A 23,335-nucleotide genomic window follows, 5' to 3' on the forward strand; every position below is an offset into this window, starting at 1 on the left:
GCTCCTCGCCGCCGGCGGCCTCACCCCATGACCCCCACCGGAAGTCCGAAGAGCCGCAAAAGCGCTGCCTCGCTCTCGCGGGACGCGAGAGCGCGAGCACGCGAGCGGCACCCGCGCAGCGGGTGCCCGAGCGGCGCAGATCAGAAAAGAAACCAGCCCGAGCGGCGCAGACGCTTCTGAAAAGTACAGCTCAGATCATGTACTCCGGCGCCTGGAGGTACTTCCGGGCGTCCTCGCCGGCGCCGCGGGCGCGCACCTTCGCGGGGATGCCCAGCAGCACGCTGTGCTCCGGCGCGTCGCGCGTGACCACGGCGTTCGCCCCCACGACCGAGTGCGCGCCGATCGTCACGGGGCCGAGCACCTTCGCCCCCGCGCCCACGGCCACGCCGTCGCCGAGCGTGGGGTGCCGCTTGCCGCTCCCGAGCGAGCGGCCGCCCAGCGTGACGCCGTGATACAGCATCACGTCGTCGCCCACCTCGGCGGTCTCGCCGATCACCACGCCCATGCCGTGGTCGATGAAGAAGCGGCGCCCGATCCGCGCCCCCGGATGGATCTCGATGCCCGTCAGCCAGCGCGCCAGCTGCGAGCCGGCGCGCGCGACGAAGCGCAGCCCCCGCCGCCACAGCCAGTGGTTGACCCGGTGCGCCCAGATCGCGTGCAGTCCGGGGTAGAGCAGCGCGATCTCGAAGAAGCCGCGCGCCGCGGGATCCCTGCGGCGCGCGGCTTCGACATCCTCGCGGATGTGCAATCCCATGGATCGATTATCGCGGGATCAGTCCTCGCGAAGATCCTCGAACAGCGCCGTGGTGATGTAGCGCTCGCCCGTGTCGGGGATGACGACGACGATGTTCTTGCCCGCGTTCTCGGGCTTCTTCGCCTCCTGGATCGCCGCCCAGGCCGCCGCGCCCGACGAGATGCCGACGAGCAGACCCTCCTGCGCCGCGAGGGCGCGGGCCGTGGCGATCGCGTCCTCGAACTCGACGGTGGCGACCTCGTCGTACACCTCGGTGTCGAGGATCGGCGGCACGAAGTTCGGGCCGATGCCCTGGATCTTCGCCGGGCCCGGCGTGCCCGTCGACAGCAGCGGCGAGGCGGTGGGCTCGACCGCGACGATCTTCACGTCGGGGTTGCGCTCCTTGAGCACCTGGCCGACGCCCGTGATGGTGCCGCCCGTGCCGACACCCGCGACGAACACGTCGACCTTGCCGTCGGTGTCGCGCCAGATCTCCTCGGCGGTGGTCTTGCGGTGGATCGCCGGGTTGGCGGCATTCTCGAACTGCTTGCCCATGATCGCGCCGGGGGTCTCGGCGACGATGCGCTCGGCCTCCGCGACGGCGGCCTTCATGCCGCCGGCCGGATCGGTGAGCACGAGCTCGGCGCCGAAGGCCTTGAGCAGCACGCGGCGCTCCTTCGACATCGACGCGGGCATGGTGAGCACGACCTTGTAGCCGCGCGCCGCGCCGACGAGCGCGAGCGCGATGCCCGTGTTGCCGCTCGTCGCCTCGACGATCGTGCCGCCGGGCTGCAGCGCGCCCGACTCCTCCGCCGCGTCGACGAGCGCGATGCCCAGGCGGTCCTTCACGCTCGAGCCTGGGTTGTAGTACTCGAGCTTGGCGAGCACGGTCGCGCCCGCGTCGCCGGGCACGCGGTTGAGCCGGACGAGCGGCGTGTTGCCGAACGCAGAGGTGATGTCGTTGTGGATGCCGGGCATCGAGTGGCCTTTCGCACGAGCGGGTGGTGTCCCCGCCAGGTTAGGCCGAATCGGGCGGCGGGTGGGCGCGGATGACGGAAAACGACGGGTCCGGCGCCCAGGTGCCGGGGTTAGGCTTCCCCCTCGTGACCACCGCCCTCGAGCCCGCTCCGCGCGCCGCCGCCTCCGTGCGCGACGCGCTGCGCGCCGCCGCCGCCCGCCTCGCGGCGGCCGGCGTGCCCGATCCGCACGTCGACGCCGAGCTGCTGCTCGCGCACGTGACGGAAGCGGGCCGCGGCGAGGTGCAGGCGGCCGCGCTGCGCGGCGACGAGCTCGGCGCCGGCGAGGCCGCGGCGTTCGAGGAGGCCGTGGCCCGGCGCGCATCGCGCGAGCCGCTGCAGCACATCACGGGCGTCGCGCCGTTCCGCCACCTCGAGCTGTCGGTGGGACCGGGGGTGTTCGTGCCGCGGCCCGAGACCGAGATGGTGGCGCAGCTCGCGATCGACGCGCTGCGCGCCATGCCCGACCCCGAGCCCGTGGCGGTCGACCTGTGCACGGGCAGCGGCGCGATCGCCCTGGCGCTGGCCACGGAGGTGCCGCACGCGCGCGTGCACGCCGTCGAGAACTCCGTCGACGCGTTCATCTGGGCCAAGGAGAACGCCGCCCGCATCGGCGCGCCCACCCTGCGCCTCGTGTTCGACGACGCCGCGCGGGCGCTGCCCGAGCTCGACGGCACGGTGGCCGTGCTCGTGACGAACCCGCCGTACGTGCCGGATGACGCCGTGCCGCGCGATCCCGAGGTGCGCCTGCACGACCCGGAGGCCGCGCTGTACGGCGGGCCGGACGGCCTCGACCTCGTGCGGGCGATCAGCCGGCGCGGCCTCGCGCTCGTGCGACCGGGCGGATCGATCGTCATCGAGCACGGCGAGTGGCAGGGCGAGCCCATCCGCGTACTCCTCGCGGCCGACGGCTGGCGCGCCCTGGCCACCCACCCGGACCTCACGACCCGCGACCGCGCGACCACCGCGATCCGCCCCTGACGCGCCCACTCGCCCCGCGAACCCGCGCCCCCTCGCCGAGCCCGCGCGGGATCCCGGGCGGGTTCGCGGGTCGAGGGCGGGTTCGGCGGATGCGCGGGAAGTAGACTGAGCCCGCTATGTCCCCTGTCTTCGACTGCGCCGACGAGGCGCAGCTGCTCACCGGCATGCGCCAGGCGCGCCAGGCGATCGCGCGCGGGCAGGTCGTGGTCATCCCGACCGACACCGTGTACGGCGTGGCCGCCGACGCGTTCAGCCCCAGCGCGGTCGCCCGGCTGCTCAAGGCCAAGGGCCGCGGGCGCCAGCAGCCGCCGCCCGTGCTCGTCTCGGGCCGCGCCGCGCTCGCCGCGCTCGTGGAGTCGGTGCCCGCCGAGGTCGACGCGCTCGTCGAGCGCTTCTGGCCGGGCGGGCTCACCATCGTGCTGCCCGCGCAGCCCTCCCTCACGTGGGATCTCGGCGACACCGAGGGCACCGTCGCGGTGCGCATGCCGGATCACCGGATCGCGCTGGAGCTGCTCGAGGAGACCGGCCCGCTCGCCGTCTCGAGCGCCAACCTCACGAAGAAGCCGGCCGCCGTCACGGCCGGCGAGGCGCAGGACATGCTCGGCGAGTCCGTGGCCGTCTACCTCGACGCCGGCCCCAGCCGGACGGGCATCGCCTCCACGATCATCGACGCCACCTCGCTCGTCACCGCCACCGACCCGGCCGACCGCCGGGTGCGCGTGCTGCGCGAGGGCGCGGTCACGCGCGACGAGCTGCGCGAGGTGCTGGGCGACCTGCTCGCACCCGCCGCCGACGACGAGCACGCACACGAGGCGCACGCGCACCACGACCACGGCACGCCCGAGGAGGCGCCCGAGCCCGGCGCGGCCACGGGCGATCCGCGCTCCGCCTTCGCGGCGGCGCTGCGCCGCAGCCAGGAGGGCGCCGCCGACGCGGCGGCGACCGAGCCGGCGTCCGAGCAGGGGGACGGTCAGGGGAGCGCGTGAGGCAGTACGTCTTCACGCTCATCCTCACGGCCGCGCTCACCCTTGCGCTGGCCTGGGGGATCTGGCGACTCGCGCTGCGGTTCAAGCTGTACCCCGGCATCCGCGACCGCGACGTGCACACGGTGCCGACGCCGCGCCTGGGCGGCGTGGCGATGTTCATCGCGATGGTCGCCGCGATGCTCGTCTCGGCGGCCAACCCGTTCTTCGCGATCATCTGGGCCGATCCGCGCGTGATGTGGTCGATCCTTGCCGCCATGGGGCTGACGGTCATCGTGGGCGTGCTCGACGACCTCATCGACCTCGACTGGATGATCAAGCTCGCCGCGCAGTTCCTCGCGGCCGGCATCATCGCGGTCGGCGGCGGGCTGCAGATCTACGCGCTGCCGCTCGGCGACCTCTGGGTGGGATCGAGCTGGCTCAGCATCGCGCTGACGATGTTCGCGATCGTCGTCGTCATGAACGCCGTGAATTTCATCGACGGCCTCGACGGGCTCGTGGCCGGGGTGTGCCTCATCGCGAACACGGTCTTCTTCGTCTACTCCTACGTGCTCGTGCGCGACATCGGCGCGAGCACGTACTTCAACCTCGCCACGTTCCTCGCGGTCGTGCTCGTCGGGGCGTGCGCGGGGTTCCTGCCCATGAACTGGAACGGCGCGAAGCTGTTCATGGGCGACGGTGGCGCCCTCGTCCTCGGCCTCATGATGGCCACGAGCGCCATCGCGATCACGGGCGTGCTCGACCCCGCGATGTTCGTGCAGGACGAGTTCGGGCGCTCCCAGCTCGTCGGCGCGTTCCTGCCCATCCTGCTGCCGATCGTCGTCGTGATGCTGCCGCTGCTCGACTTCGGCCTGGCCATCATCCGGCGGCTGCGCGCCGGCAAGTCGCCGTTCTCCGCCGACCGCCAGCACCTGCACCACCGCATGCTCGACATGGGGCACAGCGACCGCGACGCCGTGCTCATCTTCTATGCCTGGACCGGCATGGTCAGCCTCGCGGTGCTGCTGATGTACCTCGGCGCGCGCGAGGACTGGCCGGGGGAGTACTTGCCCGGCGTCGCCTTCGGCCTGCTCGGCGTGGCCGCGTGCCTCGTCGTCACCCTCACTCCCGGCCGGCGGCACGAGCCCGCCACCCATCCCGACGCACCCGACACCGTGAAGGCCTCCTGATGCCCCGCAAGACGATCTCCAGCAACCCCACCTTCCGCGCCGGACTCATCTGGACGTCGGTCGCCGGTCTCGTCGTCCTCGTGGGCGCCGCCGTCATCGGCCTGCTCGTCGACGGCCCGCAGGGGCTGTGGAGCGGCGTGCTGGGCGCCCTCATCGGCGCCCTGTTCCCGATCATCACGGTGGGCAGCCTGCTGTTCGGCAACCGCTGGTACGGCACGCCGCAGTTCCTGCCGATGTTCTTCGGCATCACGATGGGCGTGTTCCTCGTGAAGGTCGTGGTGTTCCTCATCGCGATCGCCGTCGTGATCGGCCTGCCCTGGGTGAACCTGCTCGTGTTCTACTTCGCCCTCGTGGCCGCCGCCGTCTCGTCGCTCGTCATCGACGTGGTCATCGTCACGCGCATGCGGATCTCGGGCGCGAGCGACGTCGCGCTGCCCGGCGACGACGACTGATCCCCAGCGCCGAGCGCGCGACTTCTACAGCGCGTCAAAAGACGGCCCGAACTTTGATAGGGTGGAGTCGTCACCGTGGCTGGCGAGCGGCGCACAGCGCTGTGGTCCCGCGAATGACACCCCCACCACCGACTTACCCGCCCGGATCCCGTCTGGGCGAGAAGCTGGAGCCACTGAGTTGACTCAAGCGACGATGATCGTCCCGATGGCCGACGGCAACGTGTTCACCCCGCCGTCGATCAACGACTTCTTCCCGGACGCGATCCTCACCATCGGTGGCGTCGACATCATGACGCGCATCAACCTCGCGCAGATCATCGCGACCGCGGTCCTGGTGCTCCTGCTCGTGCTCGGCACGCGTCGCCTCACGGTGGTGCCCGGGCGCTTCCAGAGCGTCATGGAGCTCGGCTTCGGCTTCGTGCGCAAGAACATCGCGTACGAGCTGCTGGGCGAGAAGGACGGCAAGCGCTTCGTGCCGCTGCTGACCGCGATGTTCCTGACGATCCTGTTCATGAACCTCACGGGCATCGTCCCCGGCATCAACCTCGCGGGCACCTCGGTCATCGGCGCCCCGCTCGTGTTCGCCATCGTCGCGTACGTCGTGTTCATCTACGCCGGCATCAAGAAGCACGGCGGGTTCCGCTTCGTCAGGAACTCGCTGCTGCCCGGCGGCGTGCCGGTCTACCTCGCGCCGATGATCATCGTCATCGAGTTCATCTCGACGTTCATCGTGCGCCCGGTCTCGCTCACGCTGCGACTGCTCATGAACATGATGGTCGGGCACTTCATGCTGTCGCTGTTCTTCGCGGCGACGAACTTCTTCATCCTCAGCGGCACGTGGATGGCGGTGTTCTCGGTCGGCTCCGGAGCCATGGGGCTCGCGTTCATGCTGTTCGAGATGTTCGTCGCCTTCCTGCAGGCCTACGTCTTCACGATCCTCACCGCGGTGTACATCCAGCTGTCGCTCGCGGACGAGCACTGACGGTCAGTCAACCGGCTGATCGCCCTAAGAAAGGAAATATCCAGTGGACGCAACGACGGTTCTCGCCGCCATTGACGGAAACATCGCCACCGTGGGCTACGGCCTCGCGGCGATCGGTCCGGCCATCGGTCTGGGCATCCTCTTCGGCAAGGTCATCGAGTCGACGGCCCGCCAGCCCGAGCTCGCCGGCAAGTTCCAGCAGACCATGTGGATCGGTCTCGCCTTCATCGAGATCCTGGCGCTGATCGGCATCGTCACGCCGTTCATCTTCGCCGCGGTCTGATCCCCCTTCCGCGACTTCACAGATAAGGAGACAGGATGCTGAACGCTCTTGTCACCGTCGCGGCCGAGGACGGTCACAGCGCGAACCCGCTCCTTCCGCACGGGTACGACATCGTCTGGTCGGCGATCTGCCTGGCGATCGTCCTGGTCGTCGTGATCTTCGTGGCGCTGCCGCGCCTGAACAAGGTGCTGGACGCGCGCGCCGAGGCCATCGAGGGCAACATCGAGAAGGCCGACGCCGCGCAGAAGGAAGCCGAGGCGGCGCTCGAGGAGTACACCAAGCAGCTCGCCGAGGCCCGCGTGCAGGCCGGCGAGATCCGCGAGGCGGCTCACGAGGACGCGAAGACGATCGTCGCGGAGGCCAAGGCCACGGCCGCGGCCGAGGCGGACCGCATCGCGGCGTCCGCGCAGGCCCAGATCGAGGCCGAGCGCCAGGCGACCCTGATCTCGCTGCGCAGCGAGGTGGGCGGCATCGCCCTCGACCTCGCGGGCAACGTGATCGGCGAGACCCTGAGCGACGACGAGAAGGCGAAGTCGGTCGTCGACCGCTTCCTCGCCGATCTCGAGGCCTCGCAGGAGGCGGCGAAGTAATGGGCAGCGCGACCACTCAGGCGCTCGCGGCATCGACCGCCGTGCTCGACAAGCAGCGGATCGGCGCCGCCACGGCGCGCGATCTGTTCGCTGCCGCGCGCGCCGTGGCCGGCTCGCCGCAGCTGAGCGGCGCGCTCGCCGATCAGACCACGGGCGCCGAGGCGCGCGCGGCGCTCGTCGGCGCGGTGTTCGGCAAGCTGTCGGCCGGCGCCCGCAACGTCGTCACGGCCGCCGTGTCGCAGCGCTGGTCGAGCGCGAAGGACCTCGTCGCCGCGCTCGAGGAGCTCGCGATCCGTGCGGCCGCCAAGGCGGAGAAGACCGCCGACGTGGCCGGCGAGCTGTTCGGGGTCTCGCGCCTCATCGCGTCGAACCCCGAGCTCGAGCTCGCGCTCGGCAGCACCCTGGGCGACCCGGCCGCGAAGGCGGCCCTCGTTCAGAAGCTGCTGGCGGGCCAGGTGAGCGAGACGACGATCCTCATCGTGTCGGAGCTGGTGCGCGAGCTGCGCGGCCGCCGCGTGCGGGCGCTGCTGAACCACGTGATCCGCGTGATCGCCGGCCAGACCGGCCGCACGGTCGCCACCGTCACCACGGCACGTCCGCTCACGGACGAGCAGGCGGAGCGCCTGACGGCGAACCTCTCGCGCCGGTACGGCGGCCAGATCGCGATCAACCAGATCATCGACGCCGACGTGGTCGGCGGCATCCGCGTGCAGATCGCCGACGACATCATCGACGGCAGCATCTCCGCGCGACTCACCGACCTGCGCCAGAGACTGGCCGGCTGACACCGACTTCCCGCCCCGGCGGAGACTTCGGGACCCGAAGGTCCCACCGAACGAAGGAAGACAATGGCAGACATCACCATCAGCCCCGACGTCATCCGTGACGCGCTGAAGGACTTCGCCGCCGCATACGAGCCCAGCGGCTCGGCTGCGACCGAGGTCGGCACCGTCGTCGACGCGGCCGACGGCATCGCGCACGTGGAGGGCCTGCCCGGCGTGATGGCGAACGAGCTCATCCGCTTCGAGGACGGCACCCTCGGCCTCGCGCAGAACCTCGACGAGCACACGATCGGCGCCGTCGTGCTGGGCGAGTTCGCGGGCATCGAGGAGGGCCAGCAGGTCACCCGCACCGGTCGCGTGCTCTCCGTGCCGGTGGGCGAGGGCTACCTCGGTCGCGTGGTCGACCCGCTCGGCACGCCGATCGACGGCCTCGGCGAGATCACGGGCCTCGAGGGCGAGCGCGAGCTCGAGCTCCAGGCCGCCGGCGTCATGCAGCGCAAGTCGGTGCACGAGCCGATGCAGACGGGCATCAAGGCGATCGACGCCATGATCCCGATCGGCCGCGGCCAGCGCCAGCTGATCATCGGCGACCGCCAGACGGGCAAGACCGCCATCGCGATCGACACGATCATCAACCAGAAGGCCAACTGGGAGTCGGGCGACCCGACCAAGCAGGTCCGCTGCATCTACGTCGCGATCGGCCAGAAGGGCTCGACGATCGCCTCGGTGAAGGGCGCGCTCGAGGAGGCTGGCGCGATGGAGTACACCACCATCGTCGCCGCCCCCGCCTCGGACCCCGCCGGCTTCAAGTACCTCGCGCCGTACACCGGATCGGCCATCGGCCAGCACTGGATGTATCAGGGCAAGCACGTCCTCATCGTGTTCGACGACCTGTCGAAGCAGGCCGAGGCCTACCGCGCCGTGTCGCTGCTGTTGCGCCGCCCGCCGGGCCGCGAGGCCTACCCGGGTGACGTCTTCTACCTGCACTCGCGCCTGCTCGAGCGCTGCGCGAAGCTCGCCGACGAGCTGGGTGCCGGCTCGATGACGGGTCTGCCGATCATCGAGACGAAGGCCAACGACGTGTCGGCGTACATCCCGACCAACGTGATCTCGATCACCGACGGCCAGATCTTCCTGCAGTCCGACCTGTTCAACGCGAACCAGCGCCCCGCGGTCGACGTGGGCATCTCGGTCTCGCGCGTCGGCGGTGACGCGCAGCTCAAGCACATCAAGTCGGTCTCCGGCACGCTCAAGCTCGAGCTGGCGCAGTACCGCTCGCTCGAGGCGTTCGCGATGTTCGCGTCCGACCTCGACGCGGCCTCGCGCCGTCAGCTCGACCGCGGCGCGCGCCTGACCGAGCTGCTCAAGCAGCCGCAGTACTCGCCGTACCCCGTCGAGGAGCAGGTCGTCTCGATCTGGGCCGGCACGAACGGCAAGCTCGACACCATCCCGGTGGAGGACGTGCTGCGCTTCGAGCGCCAGCTGCTCGACCACGTGCGCCGCAACACGGGCATCATCGACGCCCTCAAGGCGACGGGCAAGCTCGAGGACGAGACGAAGGCCGAGCTCGAGAAGGTCGTCGACGAGTTCGTGCTCGAGTTCCAGTCCGGCAAGGGCGTGAACATCGCGGCCCCCGGCCACGAGGAGTACGACGCCGCCTCGCAGCAGGACGTGGGCCAGGAGCAGATCGTCAAGGGCCGCAAGGCGTAACGCCTTCCGGATCACGCTATGGGTGCACAACTCAGGGAGTACAAGCAGAAGATCTCTTCTGCTCAGACGACCAAGAAGATCACGAAGGCGATGGAGCTCATCGCGGCTTCGCGGATCCAGAAGGCGATGGCGCGCGTGCGCGCGTCGTCGCCCTTCTCCCGCGCGGTCACGAGCGCCGTGTCGGCCGTCGCCACGCACAGCGACGTCGACCACGTGCTCACACGCGAGCCGGAGACCGTGACGCGTTCGGCGATCCTGCTGCTGACGAGCGACCGCGGCCTCGCGGGCGCCTTCAACTCGCAGGTGATCCGCGAGGCGCTGGAGCTGGCCGAGCTGCTGCGCTCGGAGGGCAAGGAGGTCGTCTTCTACCTCTTCGGCCGCAAGGCGGTCGGCTACTTCCAGTTCCGCCAGATCGCCAGTGCGCAGCAGTGGACGGGCGACGCGGACACGCCGCAGTTCGCCTCGGCCGAGGAGATCGCGCAGGCGCTGCTCGATGCGTACCTGCTCGACGAGTCGGAGGGCGGGGTCGACGAGATCCACGTCGTGTACAACCGCTTCGTCAGCATGATGACGCAGACGCCCGAGTCGGTCCGCCTGCTGCCGCTGCACGTGGTCGACGCCGATGAGGCGGCGGTGCCCACGGAGGCCGAGGTCTCGCCGCTGTACGAGTTCGAGCCCGAGCCAGACGTGGTGCTCGACAAGCTGCTGCCGCTGTACATCCAGAGCCGCATCTTCAACGCGCTGCTGCAGTCGGCCGCCGCCAAGCAGGCCGCCACGCAGAAGGCGATGAAGTCGGCGAGCGACAACGCCGACAAGCTCATCACCGATTACACCCGCCTGCGCAACAACGCGCGCCAGGCCGAGATCACGCAGCAGATCGCCGAGATCGTCGGCGGCGCCGACGCGCTGGCCTCCTGATCGCGACATCCGCCTACTCGCGACATTGACTCCAAGAAGGAAGAGACAACATGACCTCCACCGCCACGGCTGAGACCAGCACCGCGGTCGTCGGGCGCGTCGTTCGCGTCACGGGGCCGGTCGTCGACATCGAGTTCCCGCACGACTCGATCCCCGACATGTACAGCGCCCTCAAGACGACGATCACGATCGGCGAGCAGTCGACCGAGATCACGCTCGAGGTCGCACAGCACCTGGGCGACGATGTCGTGCGCGCCATCTCGCTGAAGCCGACGGACGGCATGGTCCGCGGCCAGGAGGTGCGCGACACGGGCGCCCCCATCTCGGTGCCGGTCGGCGACATCACCAAGGGCAAGGTGTTCGACGTCACGGGCAACGTGCTCAACCTCGAGGAGGGCGAGACGTTCGAGGTCACCGAGCGCTGGCCCATCCACCGCAAGGCGCCGAACTTCGACCAGCTCGAGTCGAAGACGCAGATGTTCGAGACGGGCATCAAGTCGATCGACCTCCTCACCCCGTACGTGCAGGGCGGCAAGATCGGCCTCTTCGGCGGTGCGGGCGTCGGCAAGACCGTCCTCATCCAGGAGATGATCCAGCGCGTCGCCCAGGACCACGGCGGCGTGTCGGTGTTCGCCGGCGTCGGCGAGCGCACCCGTGAGGGCAACGACCTCATCCACGAGATGGAGGACGCGGGCGTCTTCGACAAGACCGCCCTCGTCTTCGGCCAGATGGACGAGCCGCCGGGGACGCGTCTGCGCGTCGCCCTCTCGGCCCTGACGATGGCCGAGTACTTCCGCGACGTGCAGCAGCAGGACGTGCTGCTGTTCATCGACAACATCTTCCGCTTCACGCAGGCGGGCTCCGAGGTGTCCACCCTGCTGGGCCGCATGCCCTCGGCCGTGGGCTACCAGCCCAACCTCGCCGACGAGATGGGTGTGCTCCAGGAGCGCATCACCTCGACGCGCGGTCACTCGATCACCTCGATGCAGGCGATCTACGTGCCGGCCGACGACTACACCGACCCGGCCCCGGCCACGACGTTCGCGCACCTCGACGCGACGACCGAGCTCTCGCGCGAGATCGCGTCGAAGGGTCTGTACCCCGCCATCGACCCGCTCACCTCGACGAGCCGGATCATGGACCCCCGCTACCTCGGCGAGGACCACTACCGCGTCGCGACGGCCGTGAAGCAGATCCTGCAGAAGAACAAGGAGCTGCAGGAGATCATCGCGATCCTCGGTGTCGACGAGCTCTCGGAGGAGGACAAGATCGTCGTCGCCCGCGCGCGCCGCATCCAGCAGTTCCTCTCGCAGAACACCTACATGGCGAAGAAGTTCACGGGCGTCGAGGGATCGACCGTGCCGCTCAAGGAGACCATCGAGTCGTTCGACGCGATCGTCAAGGGCGAGTTCGACCACGTGGCCGAGCAGGCCTTCTTCAACGTCGGTGGCATCAGCGACGTCGAGGCCAAGTGGGCGCAGATCCAGAAGGAGAACGGCTGATCATGGCCCTTCAGGTCAGCCTGGTCTCCGCCGAGGCGGAGGTCTGGACGGGCGAGGCGAAGCTCGTGGTCACGACGACCACCGAGGGCCAGATCGGCTTCATGACCGGTCACGAGCCCGTGCTCGCCATCCTCGGCGACGGCCCGGTCCGCATCACGCAGGCCGACGACACGGTCGTCGAGGCGTCCGCTCGAGACGGCTTCGTCTCGGTGGAGTCCGACCGGGTGACGATCGTCGCGGGTCACGCGGCGCTCGCGTCCTGACCACGATCCTGCTGCCCCCTTCGGAGACGAAGCGGGCAGGCGGATCGGGTGAGCCGCTCGCTCTCGACGGCCTCGCACTGCCGGTGCTCGCACCGCAGCGCGAGGCCGTCGCGGCGTCTCTGGTCGCCCTCTCCGCGCGTCCGGACGAGGCCGCGCGTGTGCTGAAGCTCTCGCCGCGTCAGCTCGGCGCGATCGACGACAACGCGGCGCTGCGCACGGCGCACACGATGCCCGCTGTCGACCGCTACACGGGCGTGCTGTTCGACGCGCTCGATGCGCCGTCGCTGGACGAGGCGGCGCGCGCCTGGCTGGGGGAGCACGCGCTCATCCACACCGCGCCCTTCGGGCCCGTCGGCGCGCTCGACCCGATCCCGGCGTACCGGCTCGCGGCGGGCGCGTCGCTGCCCGGCCTGCCGCCGCTGCGCCGGCTCTGGGCCGAGGCGACCACCGCGGCGCTGGCCGGCGTCGCGCCGCTCGTCATCGATCTGCGCTCGGAGGCCTACGCCGCATTCGGTCCCGTGCCGACGTCGGTGCCGTCGACGTACATCCGCGTCGTGACGGAGGGCCCGGATGGCGCCGTGCGCGCCCTGAACCACTTCAATAAGAAGGCCAAGGGCGAGCTGACCCGCCGGCTCGCGCTCGCGCGGCCCGTTCTCGCCGCGCCCGAGGAGCTGGTCGCCTGGGGCCGCGAGGCCGGGCTCGTGCTGCGCCCCGCCGCGCGGCACGGCGAGATCGAGCTGGTCGTCTGAGCCCGCCGCGCCGTTCGTCGGGGTTTCCCGCCTATCGGCGCCGCCCGGCGCCTGGGTAGGGTGGGGCGCGGTGCCGTGATGCGTGGCGCCGTCGCCCCGTCGCCCCGTCAGAGGAGGATGCCGATGAGTCCCTACGACGACTTCGGAACGTTCTACGCCGCCGCAGCTCTCGTGTTCAGCGCCGTCGCCATCGTGGGTGGCGTGTTCGGCTACCTGCTGTGGTCGTGGTTCGCCATGAAGCTGTTCCAGAAGGCGGGCGTGCAGGGCGATTGGCGCGCCTGGGTGCCGGTCTACAGCCAGATGATCTTCCTCAAGCTCGGCGACATCAACCCCTGGCTGTTCCTGTTCAACTTCGCGTGGATCGTGCCGTTCGTGGGGCAGATCCTGGGCGGGATTGCCAGCCTCGGCGTCACCGTGCTGCTGTTCATGGCCGCGTACCGGATCGGGGTGAAGCTGGGCAAGGATCCCGCGTTCACGGCGCTGTTCCTCCTCGCGCCGATCTGGCTCGGCATCGTGGCCTTCGACAGCTCGCGCTGGAACCCCCATGTGCCGCCCGCGCCGTGGTCGGGCGCCGGATTCTTCCGCGACGCCACGCGGTGGGAGGGCGTTCCCGCGCAGGTCGCCGGCGGCCAGCCCGGCTACGCCGCGGGCGGGTACGCGCCCGGTGGGTACGGGGCCGGTGCCGGCTACCCCTCGGCGCCGAGCGGCTCCGCGCCTGGGTACCCCGACGCGCCGCCCGCGCCGCCGTCCGGCCTCACGCCGCCGCCCCCGCCGTACGGCGCGATGCCGCCCGCGACGCAGCCGCCGTCGGAGCCGCCGGCCCCGCCCACGCAGCCGCCGACGCAGCCGCCGGCTCCGCCCACGCAGCCGCCGGCCTGATCCCGCCGCCCTCGGCCTGCTCCGCCGCCGCGGTCCGCGATCCGGCCGCGGTCGGCGATCCGCCGCGGTCCGCGATCCGGCCGGGTGGCGGTCCCGGGATCCCGCCGAGACGACGGCGCGGAACGGGCTCGGCCGGATTGCGCCATGGGTCCTCCTGCCCATGCGGCGCGCGGGGGTGGGGGTCGCCGCGCGACTATGATGTGAACAACGACGTCGCCACGCCCGCAGGGGATCCCAACCGAGCGGGGTCGACCGATTCAGGAGGCCGATTCGTGCCCGACGCCACCATCACGGCACAGTCGCAGACGGTGCCGCTGCCGAGCGGACCCTCGGTGCTGCTCACGTGGGCCGGCACGACGCACCGCGGCCGCAAGCGCGAGGCGAATCAGGACGCGATCCTCATGTCGTGCCCGCTGTTCGTCGTCGCGGACGGCATGGGCGGTCACATCGGCGGCGAGATCGCGAGCGCGCGCACGGTGGCCCGCCTGGGCGACATGGCCGGTGCCGGCGAGGTCACGACGGGCGGCATCGAATCCGCCCTCGACGCGGCCGTGCGCGACATCGCCGACCATCCGGAGACGACCGACGACGGCACCGGCACGACGGTCACGGGGCTCTACCTCGACGCCGATGCCGAGCAGCCGTCGTGGGTCGTGCTGAACATCGGCGACTCGCGCGTCTACCTGATGCGCGACGAGGCGCTCGTGCAGGTGACGACCGACCACTCGCTGGTGCAGGAGCTCGTGCAGGCCGGTCGCCTCAGCCCGGAGGAGGCCGAGAGCCACCCGTACGGCAACGTCATCACGCGCGCCGTGGGGCCGACGGAGAGCGTCGTGCCCGACTACGTGCGCGTCGACGTGGTCGACGGCGACCGCTTCGTCGTGTGCTCCGACGGGCTCACGAAGGAGCTCACCGACTACGGCATCCTCCACTTCCTGCGCGAGAACGCCGATCCGGCCGCCGCGGTCGAGGCGATGCTCGCCGCGGCGCTGGAGAACGGCGGACGCGACAACGTGTCGATCGTCATCGTGGATGTGGCGATCGAGGGCGGCGCGGCGGACGAGGACGAGCCGAGCGCGGCGGCGGATCAGCGCGCCGCGGATGCCGGCGATGCCGCCGCGGACGACGCCGAGCCCGGGGTGGACGCTGGTGAGCCCGGCGCGGATCCGACCCGTGGCGCCGACGCGTCCGGCGAGGGCCCGGAGCGGTAGAGCCCGGCGACCGGAAGCGGGTCGCGGTATCGCTGGCGCGGTCCCGTCCGAGAGGAGATCCCGGTTCGGGAGGACGGACTCCGGCGGCCCGGTCCTCGGGAACGGGGTTCTCCTCGTGAACCGGGGAATCCGCCGGCGGTGAGGCGCTGATCCGGGTCCGGGCGGGCGGAGCGGGCCCCGCACGGTCGTCCCACCGCCCACCGGTCGCTCGTGAGGAGATCCCGGTTCGGGAGGACGGATTCCGACGGTCCGGTCCTCGGGAACGGGGTTCTCCTCGTGAACCGGAGGCGCGCCGCCGCGCCCCGGCTCGCTCACAGCGGCCCCGAGGTAGGCGATCCCTCCACAGATCCCCGCGCGGTGCCCCGGCGGTCGCGACGATCGGCTGGGCTGGGTCCATGACAGACGCGCCCGCCGCCCCGCCGATCGTGCTGCCGACGCCCTCCGAGCCGACGCGCCGCGGCCCGCTGCCGCTCGTCGCGTCGGTCGTCCCCGTCATCGGTGCCGTCGTGATGTGGCTCATCACGGGCTCGCTGATCATGCTGTGCTTCGCCGCCCTCGGGCCGCTCATGGCCATCGCCTCGCTGGCGGACGGCGCGCGGGGGCGCCGCAGGGATCGTCGCGCGGCGGCACGGGAGCTGGGCGAGGCGTGCGACCGCGCCGAGGCCGAGATCGAGCGTCGTCACGGGGCGGAGCGTGCGGCACTGGAGCGCTCGCGGCCCGACGCCGCGGGGCTGGTGGGGGAGAGGGCGACGTGGGCGCGCGGCCCGCACGAGCTCGTCGTCGGCCGCGGGCGCGTCGTCGGGACCACGCGCGTGACCGGCGGCGAGGGCGAACGGGCCGAGCGGCTGCGGGAGCGCGCATCCTGGATCGACGACGCCCCCGTGACGGTCCCGGCCCGCGGCGGGCTGTGCGTGCAGGGCGAACCGGTCGCGGCGCGCGCCGTCGCCCGCGCGCTGCTGATGCAGCTGTGCCTGCGCGCGGCCCCGCAGGACCTCGCGGTCGTCGCCGTGCCCGCTCACGAGGAGGAGCCGCTGGCGGAGCTGCCGCATCTGCGCTCCGGCGCGGCGCTGAGCGCGGCGCTGTCGTGGGGAGCCGCGGCCCCGGGCGGCGCCGACATCCTCGTCGCCGCCGTGGCGCCCGGCGACCCGGTGCCCGCCGGGTGCGCGCGCGTGCTCGAGCTCGATCCGCACCATCCCCTGCGGGCACGGCTGCACGGCGTGCAGGGCGAGGCGCAGGAGCTGACCGTCGAGGCGCTCTCCGCCGCGCAGGCGCGATCGCTTGCGCGGCACATGGCGGGGCTCGTGCGGGGCGGCGTGCCCGGCCCTCTCGCGCTCGCGGAGCTTCCCGATCCGCCCTCCGCCGGCCCCGGTCTCGCCGCCGCCATCGGACGCACTGCCGGCGGCGATGTCGTGGTCGATCTGGTGGGCGACGGGCCGCATGCGGTGGTCGTGGGGATGACGGGGACGGGCAAGAGCGAGCTGCTCACGACCTGGGTCACGTCGCTCGCGCGCCGGCTCGGCCCCGACCGCGTCACCTTCCTGCTGGCCGACTTCAAGGGCGGCACGGCGTTCGAATCGCTGAGCGGGCTTCCGCATGTCGCCGGCGTGGTCACCGACCTCGACGGCACGGGCGCGCGCCGGGCCGTCGAGAGCCTGCGTGCGGAGCTGCGGCGCCGGGAGGCGGCCCTCGCCGGCGCCGGTGCGAGGGACATCGCCGACCCCCGCGTGGCGATGCCGCGCCTCGTCATCGTCGTCGACGAGTTCGCGGCGCTGCTGCAGGACCACGCCGACCTGCACGCCGTCTTCACCGACATCGCGGCGCGGGGGCGTGCACTCGGCATGCACCTCGTGCTCGGCACCCAGCGCGCCGCGGGCGTGCTCCGCGAGGCGCTGCTGGCGAACTGTCCGCTGCGGATCGCGCTGCGCGTCGCCGACGCCGCCGACAGCCGGCTCATCGTCGGCACCGACGCCGCGGCGTCGCTGCCCGGAGACGCCGGATCCCGCGGCGTGGCGCTCGTGCGCAGGGCCGGCGACACCGCGCCGCTCGTGTGCCGGATCGCGCGGACGGAGCTCTCCGATCTCTCCCGGGTGGCGCCGGCCGCAGCGGTGCCCGATGCGCCATGGCTGCCGCCGCTGCCGGTCCTGGTGACGCTTCCCGAGCTGCGCGACCGCGCCGGGGCCGAGCAGGGCATCCTGCTCGGGCTGGCCGACGAACCGGAGCACCAGCGGCAGGTGCCCGTGCTCCTCCGCATCGGCACGGATCGCGGGCTGGCGATCCTCGGCGGCGCGGGATCGGGACGCACGGCCGCCGTCCGGCTCATCGCCGCGCAGGCCGAGTCGTCGGGGGCTGGAGCGCTCGTCGTGCCCGCCGATCCGGAGGGCGCGTGGGACGCCCTCGCGTCCGCACCCCGCCCGGCACCGGGAGTGATCGCGATCGACGACCTCGACGCGCTCGTCGCGCGTTTCCCCGCCGATTACGCGGCGGAGCTGCTGGCCAGGGTGGAGGCGCTCGCCCGCGACGCCGGTGCTCTCGGAACGACGCTCGTGTGCTCGGCGGCCCGGGCGGTGGGGCCGGTCGCGCGCGTGCTCGATCTGATGCCGCGTCGCGTGCTGCTGCGCGTGCCCTCGCGCGCGGAGCACGTCGCCGCGGGAGGCGATGCTTCGACCTTCGACGTGTCCCGCCCTCCGGGGCGCGCCGTGATCGACGGGCGCGAGACGCAGCTCGCATGGCCTGGGCCGGTCGTGGCTGTTCCGGAGCAGGCGCACGCCGAGGAGGTGTGGCGCCCGGAGGCCGCCGCGACGGCCGTCGTGCTGCGTGGCGCGGTGGGGGGAGCGGCGCGCATGGCCGAGACGTGGGGGCGTCGGGTGCGCGTGGTCGTGCTGGACGGGCTCGACCCGGGCGTGCGCCTCGCGGAGCTGGCCGCCGGCGCGGAGCGCGTCGTGATCGCCGGCGACGCGGAGTCGTGGATGCGGCACGCAGCCCTGCTGCGCGAGGTGCGTGCGCGTGGCCAGCTGGTCATCGCCGCCGAGTGCGCCTCGGAGCTGCGCACGATGGCGGGGGAGAGGGAGCTGCCGCCCTATGCGAGGCCGCGGGCGTCCCGCGCCTGGGTGGCCGGCGACGGGCTCGCGCCCCGGCGCGTGGTGCTGCCGTGACAGGCGGCGCCGGGACGCGCCCGCGGCCGGGTGGTGACGTCCCGACAGCCGAGGCGCACGACGCGCCCCGCGCCGGCGGGCCGCCCGGTGCGGGTGGCGGAGCTCGCTGCGCTCCCGTGCGGGTGGCGGAGCTCGCTGCGCGGCTGGCGCGGGGCCCGCCGAGGGTCAGACCGTCGGGCGTACGCGCCCGACCTCGCGCCCTCCGCCGAGCACGGCGAACAGCGGGTGCGTGGCCAGCATGTCGGCGACCTCGGCGGCGGGGAGCGCGCCGGCCTGCGCGAGCAGCGAGAGCGCGATCGCGGCCGTGGCGCGGCCGCCGCCGTCGAGCACCTTCACCGCGACGGTCGTGCCGTCGGGGGCGACCATCACCTGGACCGCCTCGGCGCCGAACTTCGAGAAGACGCCGAAGCGCTCGATGGCGACGCTGTCGGGCAGCTCCGGCCCGGCGATGGCCCACGGGTTCTCGCGCACGGCCCGCACGAGCGCGCCGGCGACACGGTGCAGGGCGAACGGCGACCGCTCGGACGATGTGCCGATCCGCTGGATGCCGCGCGCGAGCGCGGACAGGGGCAGGGCGTGCACGGGGGCGCCGCAGCCGTCGATGACGGTCGCCGACACCTTCACGCCGCACAGCCGCTCCACGACGTCGCGGATGTGGGTCTGCAGCGGGTGAGCGGGGTCGAGATAGGAGGCGGTGTCCCAGCCGGTGGCCACGCACGCCGCGAGCATGGCGGCGTGCTTGCCCGAGCAGTTCATGCGGATGCGCGCCTTGGCCCCGTGGTCGCGTACGAGCTCGTCCCGCGTGGCCTGATCGCCGGGCCAGGCCGCGGGGCAGCCCAGGTGATCCTCGTTCAGGCCCGACGCGGCGAGCATGCCGCGGACGACCTCCGCGTGGCGATCGGTGCCGCTGTGGCTCGCGGTCGCGAGCGCGAGCTGCTCGCCCTCGAACGCCGCCCCGGCGGTGATGCTCGCAACGGCCTGGAACGGCTTGAGCGACGAACGCGGCAGCACGAGCGCCTCGGCGTCGCCGAGTGTGCGGAGCGTCTCGCCGTCGGGAGACAGCACGATCGCGGCTCCCGCGTGGCGGGACTCGACGAAGCCGCCTCGATCGGCCACGGCGAGTTCGACGGACTCGGTCACGGAGAGCGTCTCGGGCATGCCCTCCAGCCTAGGGCGTGTCTGACAATCGAAGCCGTCGCGAGCATGGCCGGGCGTGCGTGGCTCGCAAGACCGAGGAGGGAGGCGATGCCGAAGCATCGTCGACCGAAGAGGGCGCAGCGAGACGCGTGCGAACGGCCAGCGCAGTAGGCGAGAGATTGTCAGACGCGACCTCGTTCGCGCGCTGCGTGCCCCGTGTGTGCCGTGGGAGCCTCGCGGGCGCACGCGGCCGGCGGATCGGGCAGACTGGCGGCATGGCAGGAGAGCACCGCTACGCGCTGACGGCGACCTGGACGGGCAACCGCGGCAGCGGCACGTCGGGCTACCGCGACTACGACCGCGACGTGGAGCTGGAGGTGGCGGGCAAGCCGCGGCTGCTCGGCTCGGCCGATCGCCCCTTCCGCGGCGACCCGGAGCGGTGGAACCCGGAGGATCTCCTCCTGGCGGCCCTGAGCCAGTGCCATCTGCTGTCGTACCTGCACGCGTGCGTCGTGCGCGGCGTCGTCGTGGTCTCGTACACCGACGAGGCCACGGGCGTCATGCGTCAGGAGGGCAACGGCGGCCGGTTCGAGAGCGTCACGCTGCACCCGCGCGTCACCGTCGCCGACCCGTCGATGATCGACGACGCCCTCGCGGCCCATCGCGACGCGAACGAATGGTGCTTCATCGCGAGCTCCGTCAACTTCCCCGTCGGGCACGAGCCCGTGGTCGAGGTCGCGGCACCGTAGCGCCGCAGCGGTGCCGACGTGCGCTCAGCGCCGCTCGTGCGGCAGTGCGCGCTTGAGCTTCTCGATCGGCGTCTGCGCGGGCAGCTCGTTGTAGGTGCCGGCGAGCTCCTGGCCGGAGAGCGCGTGGATCGCCGCCATGATCTCGTCGGTGGCCGTTCGCCGCGCGCGACCCGACGTGGCAGGGCCGTGGTGCGACAGATCCAGAGGCGCTCCGAACCGCACGACCACGCGCTCCTTGAGCGAGGGCATCTTGGCGCCGACCGGCATGACCTTGTCGGTGCCGATCAGCCCGATGGGCACGACCGGCGCGCCCGTCTCGAGCGCGAGGAACGCCACGCCGGTGCGCCCCTTGTACAGGCGGCCGTCGCGCGACCTCGTGCCCTCGGGGTGCAGGGCCACCGCCGCGCCGGAGGCGAGGATCTGGCGCTGCCGCTCCAGCGCGTCCAGGGCGGCCTGCCCGGCGCCGCGATCGACGGGCACCGCGCCGACGGCGGTGAAGAACGACCTCGAGAACCAGCCCTTCAGCCCCTTGCCCGTGAAGTAGTCGGACTTCGCCAGGAAGTGCACGGGGCGCGGCGCGGCGGCGACCGGGATCGCGATCGAGTCGATGAACGACAGGTGGTTGCTCGCGAAGATCACGGGGCCGGTGGGCGGGATGTTCTCCCGGCCCTCGACGCGCGGCCGGTAGATCGCGCGGGCCAGCGGCGCCACGGCGACCCGCCCGAAGGTGTAGAGCGCGCTCGGCTGCAGGGGCGTGGCCACGCCGTCGGGATTGCCGTCGGAGGTCATCCCCTCAGCCTACCGAGCCGGGATTCCCGTCCCGGAATGCGCGGCGCGTCCCGATTCCGCCCGGCGTTGTCAGCCGACGCGTCGCGAAGATGCGCAAGGATGGGGGCGTCCCCGAACGAAGAGGTGCTTCCCGTGCGACGTCGATCCGCTGTCCTGCTCTCCACCACCGTGCTCGCGGTCCTGGCCCTCGCCGGCTGCTCGAGCCCCGCGGAGCCGGACGCCGAGCCCACGGGCACGCCCGCCGACCTCTGCGCCGCGGCCGCCGATTCCGGTCCCGTCGTCGAGAGCCTCAGCGTCTCGGACGGCGCGCCCGAGGACGGCGCGGTCCCCGTCGAGTTCGAGACGCCGCTCGAGGTCGCGGACTTCGAGCGCGAGGTGGTCGTCGAGGGCGACGGCGACCCGATCGAGTCCGGCCAGTTCCTGGATGTCGCGCTCACCGCGTACAACGCCGAGACCGGCGAGCTGTTCGGCACCGCCGGCTTCGCGCCGGGAGAGCAGCTGCCGCAGCAGATCTCGCCCGAGAGCACGCTCGGCCTCGTGCTCGGCTGCGCGCCGGTCGGCTCGCGCATCGCCGCGGTCTTCCCCGCCTCCGAGGCCTCGCCGACCGCGCTGGTGTACACCTTCGACATCCTCGGCGTGACCCCGACCGCCGCGTGGGGCGAGGCGCAGGAGCCCGTCGACGGCATGCCCGAGGTCGAGCTCGACGACGACGGCGCCCCGACGGTGACCCTGCCCGACGACCTCGAGACCCCGGAGACCACCCAGCTGGCCACGCTCAAGCAGGGCGACGGCATCGAGGTGCAGGACGGCGACCAGGTGCTCGTGCAGTACCGCGGCGTGCGCGGCTCCACCGGCGAGGAGTTCGACTCCAGCTGGTCGGGCGGCGCCCCCGCCCAGTTCGGCACGGGTCAGGTGATCCCCGGCTTCACCAAGGCGCTCGTCGGCCACACCGTCGGCTCGCAGGTGATCGCCGTCATCCCGCCCGCCGAGGGCTACGGCGAGGGCGAGATCAACGAGGAGGACCTGACGGGCGAGACGCTGATCTTCGTCGTCGACATCCTCGCGACGCAGCACACCCCGGCCGCGCCGGCGGAGTGAACCCGGCGATGCGCCGCGTCGTCATCCTCGGATCCACCGGATCGATCGGCACCCAGGCCCTCGACGTCATCCGCGCGAACCCCGAGCGGTTCGAGGTCGTCGGCCTCGCGGCGGGCCGCAGCGCCGACGCGCTGCGCGCCCAGGCGGAGGAGTTCGGCGTGGCGCACACGGCGCTGGGCGCGGACGACGCCACCCGGCTCGTGCGCGAGGTCGAGTCCGACGTCGTGCTCAACGGCATCACCGGATCCGTGGGGCTCGCGCCCACGCTCGCCGCGCTGGAGGAGGGCCGCACGCTGGCTCTCGCGAACAAGGAGTCGCTCATCGTGGGCGGCCCGCTCGTGAAGGAGCGCGCGGCGCCCGGTCAGATCGTGCCCGTCGACTCCGAGCACTCCGCGATCGCGCAGGCGCTGCGATCCGGCACGGCCGACGAGGTGCGCCGGCTGGTGCTCACCGCGTCGGGCGGACCGTTCCGAGGCCGCACCCGCGCGGAGCTGACCGGCGTCACGCCCGCCCAGGCGCTCGCGCACCCCACGTGGGACATGGGCCGCGTGGTCACGACGAACTCGGCGACGCTCGTCAACAAGGGCCTCGAGGTCATCGAGGCGCACCTGCTCTTCGACGTGCCGTTCGCGCGGATCGACGTGGTCGTGCACCCGCAGTCGATCATCCACTCGATGGTCGAGTTCATCGACGGCTCGACGATCGCGCAGGCCTCGCCGCCCGACATGCGGCTGCCGATCGCGCTCGGCCTGGGCTGGCCGCACCGCGTGCCCGGCGTCGGCGCGCCGATCGACTGGACCACGGCGGCGAGCTGGACGTTCGAGCCGCTGGACGGCGACGTCTTCCCGGCTGTCGCGCTCGCCAAGCGCGTGGGCGAGGCCGGGGCGACCTACCCCGCGGTGTTCAACGCCGCCAACGAGCAGGCCGTCGACGCGTTCCACGAGGGTCGGCTGCCGTTCCTCGGGATCGTCGACACGGTGACGCGCGTCGTCGAGGCACACGAGCCACCCGCCGAGCTGACGCTCGACACGCTCGCGGCAGCGGAGCGGTGGGCCCGCCAGGAGGCGGACCGCGCTGTTCTTTCTTGAATCTGCGCTGTTCTTCTCAGAAGCGTCTGCGCTGTTTCTTTTCAGAAGCGTCTGCGCCGCTCGTGCACCCGCTGCGCGGGTGCCGCTCGCGTGCTCGCGCCGGCGCTCCCGCGCCGGCG

The 23,335-nt window shown here is 72.3% G+C and carries 22 protein-coding genes and 1 pseudogene; 19 read left to right on the forward strand and 4 right to left on the reverse strand.

Annotated elements, in window-relative coordinates; all coding sequences use genetic code 11:
- Nucleotides 1–190: 190 nt before the first annotated feature.
- Together epsC and cysK are read right to left on the reverse strand one after the other, a co-directional pair.
- On the reverse strand, nucleotides 191–754 hold the full coding sequence (gene epsC, locus ACODR5_RS11640) for a serine O-acetyltransferase EpsC (protein WP_449855000.1): 564 nt from the start codon (nucleotides 752–754) through the stop codon (nucleotides 191–193).
- A gap of 18 nt (nucleotides 755–772) precedes the next feature.
- The gene (cysK, locus tag ACODR5_RS11645) at nucleotides 773–1,711 is read right to left on the reverse strand and encodes a cysteine synthase A (protein ID WP_488983728.1); all 939 of its coding nucleotides are present in this window, start codon (nucleotides 1,709–1,711) and stop codon (nucleotides 773–775) included.
- 125 nt (nucleotides 1,712–1,836) lie between these two features.
- Here cysK and prmC point away from each other — a divergent pair, with 125 nt between their 5' ends.
- From prmC to ACODR5_RS11725, 16 genes and pseudogenes are all read left to right on the forward strand, one after another.
- Entirely contained in the window at nucleotides 1,837–2,730 is an 894-nt protein-coding gene (prmC, locus tag ACODR5_RS11650; protein WP_488983729.1) for a peptide chain release factor N(5)-glutamine methyltransferase, read from the forward strand.
- Between the two features lie 116 nt (nucleotides 2,731–2,846).
- Nucleotides 2,847–3,545 (forward strand): annotated as a pseudogene (locus ACODR5_RS11655) (L-threonylcarbamoyladenylate synthase); the annotation flags it as partial.
- A gap of 167 nt (nucleotides 3,546–3,712) precedes the next feature.
- Complete coding sequence (locus tag ACODR5_RS11660) at nucleotides 3,713–4,882, forward strand: MraY family glycosyltransferase (RefSeq protein WP_449855003.1); 1,170 nt, start codon at nucleotides 3,713–3,715, stop codon at nucleotides 4,880–4,882.
- Nucleotides 4,882–5,334: a Cg1360 family ATP-synthase-associated protein gene (locus tag ACODR5_RS11665; protein ID WP_449855004.1), complete on the forward strand. Its 453-nt coding sequence runs from the start codon at nucleotides 4,882–4,884 to the stop codon at nucleotides 5,332–5,334. Before ACODR5_RS11660 ends, ACODR5_RS11665 begins: the two co-directional genes overlap by 1 nt.
- Nucleotides 5,335–5,539: 205 nt before the next feature.
- Nucleotides 5,540–6,316, forward strand: a complete 777-nt coding sequence (gene atpB, locus ACODR5_RS11670; RefSeq protein ID WP_449855005.1) for a F0F1 ATP synthase subunit A — start codon at nucleotides 5,540–5,542, stop codon at nucleotides 6,314–6,316.
- A gap of 43 nt (nucleotides 6,317–6,359) precedes the next feature.
- Entirely contained in the window at nucleotides 6,360–6,599 is a 240-nt protein-coding gene (atpE, locus tag ACODR5_RS11675; RefSeq protein WP_449855006.1) for an ATP synthase F0 subunit C, read from the forward strand.
- Between the two features lie 35 nt (nucleotides 6,600–6,634).
- Complete coding sequence (locus ACODR5_RS11680) at nucleotides 6,635–7,189, forward strand: F0F1 ATP synthase subunit B (RefSeq protein ID WP_488983730.1); 555 nt, start codon at nucleotides 6,635–6,637, stop codon at nucleotides 7,187–7,189.
- Nucleotides 7,189–7,974, forward strand: coding sequence for a F0F1 ATP synthase subunit delta (locus ACODR5_RS11685; protein ID WP_488983731.1), 786 nt, complete (start codon nucleotides 7,189–7,191; stop codon nucleotides 7,972–7,974). Before ACODR5_RS11680 ends, ACODR5_RS11685 begins: the two co-directional genes overlap by 1 nt.
- Nucleotides 7,975–8,037: 63 nt before the next feature.
- A complete protein-coding gene (gene atpA / locus ACODR5_RS11690) occupies nucleotides 8,038–9,681 on the forward strand; it encodes a F0F1 ATP synthase subunit alpha (protein ID WP_488983732.1) in 1,644 nt (547 codons plus the stop codon).
- A gap of 18 nt (nucleotides 9,682–9,699) precedes the next feature.
- Complete coding sequence (locus tag ACODR5_RS11695; RefSeq protein ID WP_488983733.1) at nucleotides 9,700–10,599, forward strand: F0F1 ATP synthase subunit gamma; 900 nt, start codon at nucleotides 9,700–9,702, stop codon at nucleotides 10,597–10,599.
- Between the two features lie 50 nt (nucleotides 10,600–10,649).
- Nucleotides 10,650–12,101 (forward strand): F0F1 ATP synthase subunit beta, encoded by a 1,452-nt coding sequence (gene atpD / locus ACODR5_RS11700; protein ID WP_449855011.1) that lies wholly within the window; start codon nucleotides 10,650–10,652, stop codon nucleotides 12,099–12,101.
- A 2-nt stretch (nucleotides 12,102–12,103) separates the two neighbouring features.
- Nucleotides 12,104–12,364 (forward strand): F0F1 ATP synthase subunit epsilon, encoded by a 261-nt coding sequence (locus ACODR5_RS11705; protein ID WP_449855012.1) that lies wholly within the window; start codon nucleotides 12,104–12,106, stop codon nucleotides 12,362–12,364.
- A 5-nt stretch (nucleotides 12,365–12,369) separates the two neighbouring features.
- Nucleotides 12,370–13,113, forward strand: a complete 744-nt coding sequence (locus ACODR5_RS11710; protein ID WP_449855021.1) for a YaaA family protein — start codon at nucleotides 12,370–12,372, stop codon at nucleotides 13,111–13,113.
- A gap of 123 nt (nucleotides 13,114–13,236) precedes the next feature.
- Nucleotides 13,237–13,992: a large exoprotein gene (locus tag ACODR5_RS11715; protein WP_488983734.1), complete on the forward strand. Its 756-nt coding sequence runs from the start codon at nucleotides 13,237–13,239 to the stop codon at nucleotides 13,990–13,992.
- 272 nt (nucleotides 13,993–14,264) lie between these two features.
- A complete protein-coding gene (locus tag ACODR5_RS11720) occupies nucleotides 14,265–15,203 on the forward strand; it encodes a PP2C family protein-serine/threonine phosphatase (protein WP_488983735.1) in 939 nt (312 codons plus the stop codon).
- A 395-nt stretch (nucleotides 15,204–15,598) separates the two neighbouring features.
- The gene (locus ACODR5_RS11725; protein WP_488983736.1) at nucleotides 15,599–18,355 is read left to right on the forward strand and encodes an FtsK/SpoIIIE domain-containing protein; all 2,757 of its coding nucleotides are present in this window, start codon (nucleotides 15,599–15,601) and stop codon (nucleotides 18,353–18,355) included.
- 165 nt (nucleotides 18,356–18,520) lie between these two features.
- Here ACODR5_RS11725 and ACODR5_RS11730 read toward each other — a convergent pair whose 3' ends face one another.
- On the reverse strand, nucleotides 18,521–19,513 hold the full coding sequence (locus ACODR5_RS11730; protein WP_460816843.1) for an asparaginase: 993 nt from the start codon (nucleotides 19,511–19,513) through the stop codon (nucleotides 18,521–18,523).
- Between the two features lie 254 nt (nucleotides 19,514–19,767).
- Between ACODR5_RS11730 and ACODR5_RS11735 the strand changes: the two genes are divergently transcribed.
- Nucleotides 19,768–20,241: an OsmC family protein gene (locus ACODR5_RS11735; RefSeq protein WP_449855017.1), complete on the forward strand. Its 474-nt coding sequence runs from the start codon at nucleotides 19,768–19,770 to the stop codon at nucleotides 20,239–20,241.
- Between the two features lie 24 nt (nucleotides 20,242–20,265).
- Here the strand turns inward: ACODR5_RS11735 and ACODR5_RS11740 are convergent, their stop codons facing one another.
- On the reverse strand, nucleotides 20,266–21,030 hold the full coding sequence (locus ACODR5_RS11740) for a lysophospholipid acyltransferase family protein (RefSeq protein WP_449855018.1): 765 nt from the start codon (nucleotides 21,028–21,030) through the stop codon (nucleotides 20,266–20,268).
- A 132-nt stretch (nucleotides 21,031–21,162) separates the two neighbouring features.
- On the opposite strand from ACODR5_RS11740, the gene ACODR5_RS11745 reads away from it, so the two are divergent.
- Nucleotides 21,163–22,128, forward strand: coding sequence for an FKBP-type peptidyl-prolyl cis-trans isomerase (locus tag ACODR5_RS11745; RefSeq protein ID WP_449855019.1), 966 nt, complete (start codon nucleotides 21,163–21,165; stop codon nucleotides 22,126–22,128).
- Between the two features lie 8 nt (nucleotides 22,129–22,136).
- Nucleotides 22,137–23,216 carry a 1-deoxy-D-xylulose-5-phosphate reductoisomerase gene (gene dxr / locus ACODR5_RS11750; RefSeq protein WP_449855020.1) on the forward strand — a complete coding sequence of 360 codons (1,080 nt, stop codon included), beginning with the start codon at nucleotides 22,137–22,139 and terminating at the stop codon, nucleotides 23,214–23,216.
- Nucleotides 23,217–23,335: the final 119 nt, after the last annotated feature.

This window comes from Microbacterium sp. FG3, from assembly GCF_057809335.1.

Excerpts from the sequence above, each read along its gene's own strand:
- epsC (WP_449855000.1), bottom strand. The coding sequence starts at position 754 with ATGGGATTGCACATCCGCGAGGATGTCGAAGCCGCGCGCCGCAGGGAT.
- cysK (WP_488983728.1), bottom strand. The coding sequence starts at position 1,711 with ATGCCCGGCATCCACAACGACATCACCTCTGCGTTCGGCAACACGCCG.
- ACODR5_RS11665 (WP_449855004.1), top strand. The coding sequence starts at position 4,882 with ATGCCCCGCAAGACGATCTCCAGCAACCCCACCTTCCGCGCCGGACTC.
- atpB (WP_449855005.1), top strand. The coding sequence starts at position 5,540 with ATGGCCGACGGCAACGTGTTCACCCCGCCGTCGATCAACGACTTCTTC.
- ACODR5_RS11680 (WP_488983730.1), top strand. The coding sequence starts at position 6,635 with ATGCTGAACGCTCTTGTCACCGTCGCGGCCGAGGACGGTCACAGCGCG.
- ACODR5_RS11685 (WP_488983731.1), top strand. The coding sequence starts at position 7,189 with ATGGGCAGCGCGACCACTCAGGCGCTCGCGGCATCGACCGCCGTGCTC.
- atpA (WP_488983732.1), top strand. The coding sequence starts at position 8,038 with ATGGCAGACATCACCATCAGCCCCGACGTCATCCGTGACGCGCTGAAG.
- ACODR5_RS11695 (WP_488983733.1), top strand. The coding sequence starts at position 9,700 with ATGGGTGCACAACTCAGGGAGTACAAGCAGAAGATCTCTTCTGCTCAG.
- atpD (WP_449855011.1), top strand. The coding sequence starts at position 10,650 with ATGACCTCCACCGCCACGGCTGAGACCAGCACCGCGGTCGTCGGGCGC.
- ACODR5_RS11705 (WP_449855012.1), top strand. The coding sequence starts at position 12,104 with ATGGCCCTTCAGGTCAGCCTGGTCTCCGCCGAGGCGGAGGTCTGGACG.
- ACODR5_RS11715 (WP_488983734.1), top strand. The coding sequence starts at position 13,237 with ATGAGTCCCTACGACGACTTCGGAACGTTCTACGCCGCCGCAGCTCTC.
- ACODR5_RS11725 (WP_488983736.1), top strand. The coding sequence starts at position 15,599 with ATGACAGACGCGCCCGCCGCCCCGCCGATCGTGCTGCCGACGCCCTCC.
- ACODR5_RS11730 (WP_460816843.1), bottom strand. The coding sequence starts at position 19,513 with ATGCCCGAGACGCTCTCCGTGACCGAGTCCGTCGAACTCGCCGTGGCC.
- ACODR5_RS11735 (WP_449855017.1), top strand. The coding sequence starts at position 19,768 with ATGGCAGGAGAGCACCGCTACGCGCTGACGGCGACCTGGACGGGCAAC.
- ACODR5_RS11740 (WP_449855018.1), bottom strand. The coding sequence starts at position 21,030 with ATGACCTCCGACGGCAATCCCGACGGCGTGGCCACGCCCCTGCAGCCG.
- dxr (WP_449855020.1), top strand. The coding sequence starts at position 22,137 with ATGCGCCGCGTCGTCATCCTCGGATCCACCGGATCGATCGGCACCCAG.